Here is a 9,768-nt window from a genome sequence, read left to right on the forward strand (position 1 = left end):
AAAAAGCCCCATAATTGAGGGCGCGGCATTATAACACCGGTTCTCGCACATGGGTAGAAAAAACGAACGGCTCAGACGAGCCGTTCGTTTTATTTTTTAGAGGAAACGGATTCTATTACAGAACCGCTTTCTCTACAACGCGAACCAGCGTCCAAGACTTAGTCTTGGACAGCGGACGGGTTTCGCGGATTTCAACCACGTCACCAATACCGCATTCGTTGTTCTCGTCATGGATGTGCAGCTTAGTCGTACGCTTGATGAATTTACCGTAGATCGGGTGTTTCACGACACGTTCGATAGCAACAACTGCAGATTTCTGCATTTTGTCACTAATAACACGACCCTGCAGAGTACGGATTTTATCGGTCATTACGCCGCCTTCTCAGTCAGTAAAGTCTTAACACGTGCAACATTACGGCGAACTTCTTTCAGCAGATGGGTTTGCTGAAGTTGGCCGGATGCTGCTTGCATGCGCAGGTTAAACTGCTCACGCAGCAGGTTAAGTAGCTCAGTGTTCAGCTCTTCAACGCTTTTTTCACGCAGCTCATTTGCTTTCATTACATCACCGTCTTAGTAACAAAGGTGGTTTTGATAGGCAGTTTTGCTGCTGCCAGCTTGAAGGCTTCACGGGCCAATTCTTCCGAAACTCCGTCCATTTCATACAGGACTTTACCCGGTTGAATGAGGGCAACCCAATACTCCACGTTACCCTTACCTTTACCCATACGCACTTCCAGCGGCTTCTCGGTAATTGGTTTGTCCGGGAATACACGGATCCAAATTTTACCTTGACGCTTAACTGCACGGGTCATAGCACGACGTGCTGCTTCGATCTGACGAGCAGTCAGACGACCACGGCCAACAGCTTTCAGACCGAAAGTACCGAAGCTGACATCCGTACCTTGCGCCAGACCACGGTTGCGGCCTTTGTGCACTTTACGGAATTTCGTACGCTTTGGTTGTAACATCAGCGACTCTCCTTACTTACGGCCTTTACGCTGCTGCTTTTTAGGTTGAGCAGCCGGTTCCGGTTGTTCAACAGCAGCCATACCACCCAGGATCTCGCCTTTGAAGATCCATACCTTAACGCCGATTACACCATAAGTGGTGTGCGCTTCAGAGGTGTTGTAGTCAATGTCTGCACGCAGTGTGTGCAACGGTACGCGACCTTCACGGTACCATTCGGTACGTGCGATCTCGGCACCGCCCAAACGGCCGCTGACTTCGACTTTAATACCCTTCGCGCCCAGACGCATTGCGTTCTGTACAGCACGCTTCATAGCACGACGGAACATCACACGACGCTCCAGCTGTGAAGTGATGCTATCAGCAACCAATTTAGCGTCCAGTTCCGGCTTACGGACTTCGGCGATGTTGATCTGTGCAGGAACGCCAGCGATTTTCGCGACGACCGTACGCAGTTTTTCTACGTCTTCACCTTTTTTACCGATAACGATACCCGGGCGAGCAGTGTGAATAGTCACACGGATGCTCTTAGCCGGACGCTCGATAACGATACGAGATACAGACGCTTTAGACAGTTCCTTGGTCAGGAACTGACGGACTTTAAAATCGCTGTCCAGGTTGTCAGCGAATTCTTTGGTGTTCGCAAACCAGGTAGAGTTCCATGGTTTTACAATACCCAGGCGAATACCATTAGGATGTACTTTCTGACCCATTGCTAGTCTCCAGAGTCTCAGCGATCGGACACAACCACAGTAATGTGGCTGGTGCGCTTCAGGATGCGATCTGCACGACCTTTCGCACGCGGCATAATGCGCTTCATGCTTGGGCCTTCGTCTACGAAGATTTTCGCGACTTTCAGATCGTCGATATCAGCGCCATCGTTGTGTTCGGCGTTCGCAATGGCAGATTCCAGGACTTTCTTAACCAACACAGCAGCTTTCTTGTTGGTGTAGGTCAGAATATCCAGAGCCTGCGACACTTTCTTACCGCGAATCAGGTCTGCCACCAGGCGAACCTTCTGAGCAGAAGAACGAGCATGGCGATGTTGAGCAATAGTTTCCATCTCTTCCTCCTACTTATTTCTTCTTGGCTTTCTTATCTGCAGCATGGCCGCGATAAGTACGTGTCGGTGCAAATTCACCCAGTTTGTGGCCGACCATTTCGTCGGAAACAAAGACAGGAACGTGCTGACGACCATTATGGACAGCGATGGTCAAACCGATCATGTTAGGGAAGATCGTTGAACGACGGGACCAAGTGCGCAGGGGCTTCTTGTCACCGCTTTCCACCGCTTTCTCTACCTTCTTCAGCAAGTGCAGGTCAATAAAAGGACCTTTCTTGAGAGAACGTGGCATGGCTTATCCTCTAAAATTATTTGCTACGGCGACGTACGATAAATTTATCAGTACGCTTGTTGCTACGGGTCTTCTTACCTTTGGTCTGAACGCCCCACGGAGTTACCGGGTGCTTACCAAAGTTACGACCTTCACCACCACCGTGCGGGTGATCGACTGGGTTCATCGCAGTACCGCGAACGGTAGGACGAACACCACGCCAACGGGTTGCACCAGCTTTACCCAGTACGCGCAGCATGTGCTCAGAGTTGCCGACTTCGCCAAGAGTTGCACGACATTCGGATTCAACTTTGCGCATTTCGCCTGAACGCAGACGCAGGGTAACGTAGGAACCTTCACGCGCAACGATCTGCACGTAAGTACCAGCTGAGCGAGCAATCTGACCGCCTTTGCCTGGCTTCATTTCTACGTTATGAACGGTAGAACCCACCGGGATGTTACGCATCGGCAGGGTGTTACCTGCTTTAATCGCAGCATCAACGCCAGATTGAATCTGATCGCCGGCTTTCAGGCCTTTAGGGGCCAGGATGTAACGGCGCTCGCCATCTTTGTACAGAACCAGTGCGATGTTCGCAGAACGGTTCGGATCGTACTCAAGACGCTCAACAACTGCTGGGATACCATCTTTGTTGCGTTTGAAGTCAACAATACGGTAAGCCTGCTTGTGACCACCACCGATATGACGGGTAGTGATACGACCATTGTTGTTACGACCACCGGATTTGCTGTTTTTTTCTACCAGCGGAGCAAATGGTTTGCCCTTGTGCAGCTCTGGGTTCACCACTTTAACTACGTGGCGACGACCCGGAGATGTCGGTTTACATTTAACAACTGCCATTGTCTTTCTCCTCCGACTTACTCAGCGCCGCCGATGAAGTCCAGATTCTGGCCTTCCTTCAGGGTGACGTAAGCTTTTTTCCAGTCGCTACGACGACCGATACGCTGTCCGTGACGCTTAACTTTCCCTTTAACTACCAGGGTGTTTACGTCTTTAACTTCCACTTCGAACAGCTTCTCAACAGCAGCAACGATCTCTGCTTTGGTCGCGTCTTTAGCAACTTTGAGAACGATGGTATTGGTTTTTTCCATCGCAGTAGATGCTTTTTCTGATACGTGCGGTGCACGCACTACTTTCAGCAGACGTTCTTCACGGATCATGCCAGCATCTCCTCAACTTGCTTAACTGCTTCCGCAGTCATAACGACTTTGTCGAAGGCGATCAGGCTAACTGGGTCGATGCCCGCTGCATCACGCACGTCAACCTTGTACAGGTTACGCGCAGCCAGGAACAGATTCTCATCCAGTTCACCGGTGATGATCAGCACATCTTGCAGCGCCATGTCTTTCAGTTTCTGTACCAGCAGCTTAGTTTTAGGCGCTTCTACAGAGAACGTCTCGACAACGATCAGACGGTCCTGACGTACCAGCTCGGACAGAATGCTTTTCAGCGCGCCGCGGTACATCTTTTTGTTAACTTTTTGACTGTGGTCCTGTGGACGTGCAGCGAAGGTTACGCCACCTGAACGCCAGATCGGGCTCTTTACAGAACCTGAACGCGCACGGCCGGTACCTTTCTGGCGCCAAGGCTTTTTGCCTGAACCAGTAACTTCAGCACGAGTCTTCTGCGCGCGAGTACCCTGACGAGCACCAGCGGCATAAGCAACAACAACCTGGTGAACCAGCGCTTCGTTGAAATCACGACCGAAGGTAGTTTCGGAAACAGTCAGCGCGCTCTGCGCGTCTTTCAGTACTAATTCCATTGCTATCCCCTTACGCCTTCACAGCTGGTTTAACAATCAGATCGCACCCAGTTGCACCCGGGACGCCACCTTTGACCAGCAGCAGGTTGCGCTCAGCGTCAACACGTACTACTTCCAGGCTCTGAACGGTTACGCGCTCATTACCCAGCTGACCAGCCATTTTCTTGCCTTTGAACACTTTGCCCGGAGTCTGGTTCTGACCGATAGAACCCGGAACGCGGTGTGACAAGGAGTTACCGTGCGTAGCGTCCTGGGTACGGAAGTTCCAGCGCTTAACGGTACCTGCGAAACCTTTACCTTTAGAGGTACCGGTAACGTCTACTTTTTTAACGTCAGCGAAAATTTCAACACTGATGCTCTGGCCAACAGAGAAATCTTCACCTTCGGTGCGGAATTCCCACAGACCACGGCCAGCGTCAACGCCAGCTTTAGCAAAATGACCTGCTTCAGGCTTGCTCACACGGCTTGCTTTTTTAGCACCGGTGGTAACCTGAATAGCTTGGTAACCATCGTTGTCCAGGCCTTTGACCTGAGTAACGCGGTTTGCTTCAACTTCGATAACGGTTACTGGGATTGAAACGCCATCTTCAGTGAAGATGCGGGTCATACCCACTTTTTTACCGACTAAACCAATCATTGTATCAACCTCTCAATCGCTCGATGACCTGATTAACCCAGGCTGATCTGCACGTCAACACCGGCAGCCAGGTCCAGACGCATCAGAGCATCAACGGTTTTTTCAGTTGGCTCAACGATGTCTACCAGACGCTTGTGAGTGCGGATTTCGTACTGATCACGCGCGTCTTTGTTAACGTGCGGAGAGATCAGAACGGTAAAACGCTCTTTGCGGGTTGGCAGCGGGATCGGACCACGTACCTGCGCACCAGTGCGCTTGGCAGTCTCAACGATTTCCGCGGTTGATTGATCGATCAGGCGATGATCAAACGCTTTAAGACGGATACGGATTCTTTGGTTCGACATGAGACCAAGGCTCCAAACATTTTATAAACGAAAAGAATTACTACCCGCATCCATTACGATTGATGGAGGAGTGTAATCGTTCAGCATATAACTCCCCAATTGGGAGTATTGTTAGGCGATACATAAACAGCTATCCCCTGCGATTCTGCTCGAATCGCGCCACACCAATATCGGCAGGCCCGCGCATTATACGTAAATCAGTTCAGGAAGCAACCCGTGTTGTGTTTTTAACCACATCAATCTGGTTACAGACCGAAAAAAACCCGCAGCAATCGTTTTGACTGAGCGGGCTTGCGTGACGATGGGCATATGGCTAATGTTCGTTCTGATCTTTTAATTGAGATTGAAGATAATTTTGCAGGCCGAGTTTGTTCACCAGATCGAGTTCCGTTTCCAGCCAGTCTATGTGCCCTTCCTCTTCCGTAAGAATCTCAATCATCATGTCTCTGCTGACGTAGTCATGAACCTTGTCGGCATAGGCTATCGCCTCACGCAAATCCTTTGCGCCTTCCAGTTCTAATGCCAGGTCAGATTGCAGCATTTCCGGCACGTCTTCACCGATGCGTAATCGACCTAGATCTTGCAGGTTAGGAATTCCTTCAAGAAAAAGAATGCGTTCGATATATTTGTCCGCATGTTTCATTTCATCGATTGACTCATGATACTCAACGTCATTGAGCCGGGTCAGACCCCAATTTTTGAACATACGCGCATGAAGGAAGTACTGATTAATCGCAACCAGTTCATTCCCCAGCAATTTGTTGAGATGAAATATGATTTTACTGTCGCCCTTCATTTTTGCTTCCTCCGCTTCCAACTAAATAGAGCGTAGATGCGGATGAAAGGAAGTCAAAAAAACGCGACAGTTATTGTGGGTATTAGGAAGTGCAGAATTACTTTATTAAGCTATCTCTTTGTAGAGCGGCACGTTTTGCAGTTCATCTTTCATAATTTCACGCGCAAACCGCACGCACTTGCCACATTGCTTTCCAATGGGAACCAACTGGCGCAATTGTTGAATCGATTTGGGTTGATAGCGGCGAACCACTTCGCGCAGAGTTTTATCACTCACGGCGTTACACAAGCAGACGTACATTTACTGCGGACTCCCGTACAATTTATGATCAAATTGTAAATGAGAATGGTTTTTATTTCAAACGCAGCTTTTATGTGGGATTAATCGAAACGGCAAAATTCAGACATAAAAAAAGAGCACCGAAGTGCTCTTTTTCATGCTGCGATGACTGCCGAAACAGCCATCAACATTAACGCAATTAAGCGATAATTTCAGCAACAACACCCGCACCAACAGTACGGCCGCCTTCACGGATTGCGAAACGCAGACCCTGATCCATAGCGATTGGCTTGATCAAAGTTACTGTCATTTTTACGTTGTCGCCTGGCATTACCATCTCAACGCCTTCTGGCAGTTGAACGTCACCGGTCACGTCAGTAGTACGGAAGTAGAACTGAGGACGGTAGCCTTTGAAGAACGGAGTATGACGGCCGCCTTCATCTTTAGACAGAACGTAAACTTCTGAAGTGAACTGGGTATGTGGCTTGATTGAACCCGGCTTAGCCAGAACCTGGCCACGCTCGATGTCTTCACGCTTGATACCACGCAGCAGAACACCACAGTTCTCGCCTGCCTGACCCTGGTCCAGCAGTTTGCGGAACATTTCAACGCCAGTACAGGTTGATTTCACAGTGTCTTTAAGGCCAACAACTTCAACTTCGTCGCCCACTTTAACGATACCGCGCTCAACACGACCGGTAACAACGGTACCACGGCCAGAGATTGAGAATACGTCTTCGATTGGCAGCAGGAACGGCTTGTCGATTGCACGAACTGGCTCTGGGATGTAAGTATCCAGGTGCTCAGCCAGCTCAATGATCTTAGCTTCCCACTCAGCGTCGCCTTCCAGCGCTTTCAGAGCAGAACCACGTACGATTGGAGTGTCGTCGCCTGGGAAGTCATAAGCTGACAGCAGGTCACGTACTTCCATCTCTACCAGTTCCAGCAGCTCTTCATCATCAACCATGTCGCACTTGTTCAGGAACACGATGATGTAAGGAACGCCAACCTGACGACCCAGCAGGATGTGCTCACGGGTCTGTGGCATTGGGCCATCAGTCGCAGCAACAACCAGGATCGCGCCGTCCATCTGCGCAGCACCGGTGATCATGTTTTTCACATAGTCGGCGTGGCCTGGGCAGTCAACGTGCGCATAGTGGCGAGACGGGGTTTCATATTCAACGTGAGAAGTGTTGATGGTGATACCACGTGCTTTCTCTTCTGGCGCTTTATCGATCTCATCGAATTTGCTTGCCTTACCGCCGTAGGTTTTAGCCAGTACGGTAGTAATTGCTGCAGTCAGGGTGGTTTTACCGTGGTCGACGTGACCGATGGTGCCCACGTTTACGTGCAGTTTGTTACGCTGAAATTGCTCTTTCGCCATGGCGATAATTCCTTACGTTGTGCCTTCATGAGTCATGAAGGCATCAGTTCACAATTTTTAAACCGTAGCTTATTTGCTACGAGCTTCAATAACGGCCTGAGCGACGTTGTTCGGCGCATCATCGTACTTCAGGAACTCCATGGAGTAAGAAGCACGGCCTTTGGTCAGAGAACGCAGCTGGGTTGCATATCCGAACATTTCAGACAGCGGAACTTCAGCATGGATCTGAACGCCAGTAGCGTTAGATTCCTGTCCTTTGAGCATACCACGACGACGGCTAAGGTCACCGATAACGTCACCGGTGTTCTCTTCCGGAGTCTCTACTTCAACCTTCATGATTGGCTCAAGCAGAACAGGTTGTGCTTTCTTAAAGCCATCTTTAAAGGCTAAAGAAGCAGCCAGTTTAAACGCCAGCTCAGAGGAGTCGACATCATGGTATGAACCGAAGTGCAGACGAACACCCAGATCAACTACCGGATAACCAGCCAGTGGACCTGATTTCAGCTGCTCCTGGAGACCTTTATCAACCGCAGGGATGTATTCAGTTGGAATCACACCGCCCTTGATATCGTTGACAAATTCGTAACCTTTCGGATTAACGCCCGGCTCCAGTGGGTACATGTCGATAACAACATGACCATACTGACCACGACCACCAGACTGCTTGGCGTGTTTACCTTCGATATCGGTAACTTTCGCGCGAATCGCTTCACGGTAAGCAACCTGAGGTTTACCGACGTTCGCTTCAACGTTGAATTCACGCTTCATGCGGTCAACGATGATGTCGAGGTGCAGCTCACCCATACCTGCGATGATGGTCTGGTTGGTTTCTTCATCAGTCCATACGCGGAATGATGGATCTTCTTTCGCCAGACGACCCAGAGCCAGACCCATTTTTTCCTGGTCAGCTTTGGTTTTCGGCTCAACGGCGATAGAGATTACCGGCTCAGGGAATTCCATACGCTCAAGAATGATGACGTTGTCTGGGTCACACAGGGTGTCACCAGTGGTTACGTCTTTCAGACCGATCGCAGCGGCGATATCGCCCGCACGAACTTCCTTGATCTCTTCACGTTTGTTCGCGTGCATCTGAACGATACGGCCCAGACGCTCACGGTTTGACTTAACCGGGTTGAACACGGTGTCACCGGTGTTAACAACACCAGAGTAAACGCGGAAGAAGGTCAGGTTACCAACAAACGGGTCGGTAGCGATTTTGAACGCCAGTGCAGCAAACGGCTCTTTGTCATCGGAATGACGCTCAGCCGGCGTGTCTTTACCGTCGTCCAGCATACCGTTAATCGCGGTAACGTCAGTCGGTGCTGGCAGGTATTCAACTACCGCATCCAGCATCGCCTGAACACCTTTGTTCTTAAATGCAGAACCACAGGTCACCAGGATGATTTCGTTTTTCAGAACGCGCTTACGCAGAGAAGTTTTGATCTCTTCTTCAGTCAGTTCTTCACCGCCGAAGAATTTCTCCATCAGCTCATCAGAACCTTCAGCAGCGGCTTCAACCAGCTTCGCACGCCACTCTTCAGCGAGTTCCTGCATATCAGCTGGAATATCTTCGTAAACGAAGGTAACGCCCTGATCGGCATCGTTCCAGTTGATCGCTTTCATTTTCACCAGGTCAACAACACCGGTGAAACCTTCTTCTGCGCCGATAGCCAGCTGAAGTGGAACTGGGTTTGCACCCAAGCGCACTTTCATCTGGTCAACAACTTTCAGGAAGTTAGCACCCATGCGGTCCATTTTGTTAACGAACGCGATGCGTGGAACTTTATATTTGTTAGCCTGACGCCATACGGTTTCAGACTGTGGCTGAACACCACCAACTGCACAGTAAACCATTACTGCGCCATCAAGCACACGCATAGAACGCTCAACTTCGATGGTGAAGTCAACGTGTCCCGGGGTGTCGATGATGTTTACGTGGTGTGGTTCAAACTGCTTAGCCATACCAGACCAGAAACAGGTAGTCGCAGCAGACGTGATGGTAATACCACGTTCCTGCTCCTGCTCCATCCAGTCCATGGTTGCTGCGCCGTCATGAACTTCACCGATTTTGTGGTTTACACCGGTGTAGAACAGAACACGTTCGGTAGTTGTAGTCTTACCGGCGTCGATGTGCGCACTGATACCAATGTTACGGTAGCGCTCAATGGGTGTTTTACGAGCCATTTGATTCCTCTGATTCTTAGACGTTCTAAGTTAAAAAAGCCCAGCAGGTGAGTCACTGGGACG

15 protein-coding genes are annotated in these 9,768 nt (G+C 50.0%); all 15 read right to left on the reverse strand.

Features of this window, described 5'->3' with window-relative positions:
• Positions 1 to 115 precede the first annotated feature (115 nt).
• Entirely contained in the window at positions 116 to 370 is a 255-nt protein-coding gene (rpsQ, locus tag P6287_RS17575; RefSeq protein ID WP_007891663.1) for a 30S ribosomal protein S17, read from the reverse strand.
• On the reverse strand, positions 370 to 558 hold the full coding sequence (gene rpmC, locus P6287_RS17580) for a 50S ribosomal protein L29 (protein ID WP_007891662.1): 189 nt from the start codon (positions 556 to 558) through the stop codon (positions 370 to 372). Before rpmC ends, rpsQ begins: the two co-directional genes overlap by 1 nt.
• Positions 558 to 968: a 50S ribosomal protein L16 gene (gene rplP, locus P6287_RS17585; protein WP_015962145.1), complete on the reverse strand. Its 411-nt coding sequence runs from the start codon at positions 966 to 968 to the stop codon at positions 558 to 560. Before rplP ends, rpmC begins: the two co-directional genes overlap by 1 nt.
• Before the next feature lie 12 nt (positions 969 to 980).
• The gene (rpsC, locus tag P6287_RS17590) at positions 981 to 1,679 is read right to left on the reverse strand and encodes a 30S ribosomal protein S3 (protein ID WP_007891660.1); all 699 of its coding nucleotides are present in this window, start codon (positions 1,677 to 1,679) and stop codon (positions 981 to 983) included.
• Between the two features lie 17 nt (positions 1,680 to 1,696).
• Entirely contained in the window at positions 1,697 to 2,029 is a 333-nt protein-coding gene (gene rplV, locus P6287_RS17595) for a 50S ribosomal protein L22 (protein WP_007891659.1), read from the reverse strand.
• Positions 2,030 to 2,042: 13 nt separating this feature from the next.
• Entirely contained in the window at positions 2,043 to 2,321 is a 279-nt protein-coding gene (gene rpsS, locus P6287_RS17600) for a 30S ribosomal protein S19 (protein ID WP_001138115.1), read from the reverse strand.
• 16 nt (positions 2,322 to 2,337) lie between these two features.
• Complete coding sequence (gene rplB / locus P6287_RS17605; RefSeq protein WP_007891654.1) at positions 2,338 to 3,159, reverse strand: 50S ribosomal protein L2; 822 nt, start codon at positions 3,157 to 3,159, stop codon at positions 2,338 to 2,340.
• 17 nt (positions 3,160 to 3,176) lie between these two features.
• On the reverse strand, positions 3,177 to 3,479 hold the full coding sequence (gene rplW, locus P6287_RS17610; protein ID WP_277974166.1) for a 50S ribosomal protein L23: 303 nt from the start codon (positions 3,477 to 3,479) through the stop codon (positions 3,177 to 3,179).
• The gene (rplD, locus tag P6287_RS17615; protein WP_007891650.1) at positions 3,476 to 4,081 is read right to left on the reverse strand and encodes a 50S ribosomal protein L4; all 606 of its coding nucleotides are present in this window, start codon (positions 4,079 to 4,081) and stop codon (positions 3,476 to 3,478) included. The genes rplW and rplD overlap by 4 nt, the downstream gene beginning before the upstream one ends.
• 10 nt (positions 4,082 to 4,091) lie before the next feature.
• Positions 4,092 to 4,718, reverse strand: a complete 627-nt coding sequence (rplC, locus tag P6287_RS17620) for a 50S ribosomal protein L3 (protein WP_008104741.1) — start codon at positions 4,716 to 4,718, stop codon at positions 4,092 to 4,094.
• 32 nt (positions 4,719 to 4,750) lie between these two features.
• Positions 4,751 to 5,062, reverse strand: a complete 312-nt coding sequence (gene rpsJ, locus P6287_RS17625; protein WP_006120582.1) for a 30S ribosomal protein S10 — start codon at positions 5,060 to 5,062, stop codon at positions 4,751 to 4,753.
• 313 nt (positions 5,063 to 5,375) lie between these two features.
• On the reverse strand, positions 5,376 to 5,858 hold the full coding sequence (gene bfr, locus P6287_RS17630; protein ID WP_101762566.1) for a bacterioferritin: 483 nt from the start codon (positions 5,856 to 5,858) through the stop codon (positions 5,376 to 5,378).
• 105 nt (positions 5,859 to 5,963) lie between these two features.
• Complete coding sequence (gene bfd / locus P6287_RS17635) at positions 5,964 to 6,158, reverse strand: bacterioferritin-associated ferredoxin (protein WP_192237065.1); 195 nt, start codon at positions 6,156 to 6,158, stop codon at positions 5,964 to 5,966.
• 178 nt (positions 6,159 to 6,336) lie between these two features.
• Entirely contained in the window at positions 6,337 to 7,521 is a 1,185-nt protein-coding gene (gene tuf / locus P6287_RS17640; protein WP_110867595.1) for an elongation factor Tu, read from the reverse strand.
• A gap of 69 nt (positions 7,522 to 7,590) precedes the next feature.
• Positions 7,591 to 9,705: an elongation factor G gene (gene fusA, locus P6287_RS17645; protein ID WP_101762633.1), complete on the reverse strand. Its 2,115-nt coding sequence runs from the start codon at positions 9,703 to 9,705 to the stop codon at positions 7,591 to 7,593.
• Positions 9,706 to 9,768 lie beyond the last annotated feature (63 nt).

The organism is Pantoea sp. X85 (genome assembly GCF_029623675.1).
GTDB lineage: Bacteria > Pseudomonadota > Gammaproteobacteria > Enterobacterales > Enterobacteriaceae > Pantoea > Pantoea leporis.

Coding starts and splice junctions, on each gene's coding strand:
- tuf (WP_110867595.1), bottom strand. CDS start 7,521: ATGGCGAAAGAGCAATTTCAGCGTAACAAACTGCACGTAAACGTGGGC.
- rpsS (WP_001138115.1), bottom strand. CDS start 2,321: ATGCCACGTTCTCTCAAGAAAGGTCCTTTTATTGACCTGCACTTGCTG.
- rplW (WP_277974166.1), bottom strand. CDS start 3,479: ATGATCCGTGAAGAACGTCTGCTGAAAGTAGTGCGTGCACCGCACGTA.
- rplC (WP_008104741.1), bottom strand. CDS start 4,718: ATGATTGGTTTAGTCGGTAAAAAAGTGGGTATGACCCGCATCTTCACT.
- rplP (WP_015962145.1), bottom strand. CDS start 968: ATGTTACAACCAAAGCGTACGAAATTCCGTAAAGTGCACAAAGGCCGC.
- rplB (WP_007891654.1), bottom strand. CDS start 3,159: ATGGCAGTTGTTAAATGTAAACCGACATCTCCGGGTCGTCGCCACGTA.
- rplD (WP_007891650.1), bottom strand. CDS start 4,081: ATGGAATTAGTACTGAAAGACGCGCAGAGCGCGCTGACTGTTTCCGAA.
- bfd (WP_192237065.1), bottom strand. CDS start 6,158: ATGTACGTCTGCTTGTGTAACGCCGTGAGTGATAAAACTCTGCGCGAA.
- rpsC (WP_007891660.1), bottom strand. CDS start 1,679: ATGGGTCAGAAAGTACATCCTAATGGTATTCGCCTGGGTATTGTAAAA.
- rpsJ (WP_006120582.1), bottom strand. CDS start 5,062: ATGTCGAACCAAAGAATCCGTATCCGTCTTAAAGCGTTTGATCATCGC.
- bfr (WP_101762566.1), bottom strand. CDS start 5,858: ATGAAGGGCGACAGTAAAATCATATTTCATCTCAACAAATTGCTGGGG.
- rpsQ (WP_007891663.1), bottom strand. CDS start 370: ATGACCGATAAAATCCGTACTCTGCAGGGTCGTGTTATTAGTGACAAA.
- rplV (WP_007891659.1), bottom strand. CDS start 2,029: ATGGAAACTATTGCTCAACATCGCCATGCTCGTTCTTCTGCTCAGAAG.
- fusA (WP_101762633.1), bottom strand. CDS start 9,705: ATGGCTCGTAAAACACCCATTGAGCGCTACCGTAACATTGGTATCAGT.
- rpmC (WP_007891662.1), bottom strand. CDS start 558: ATGAAAGCAAATGAGCTGCGTGAAAAAAGCGTTGAAGAGCTGAACACT.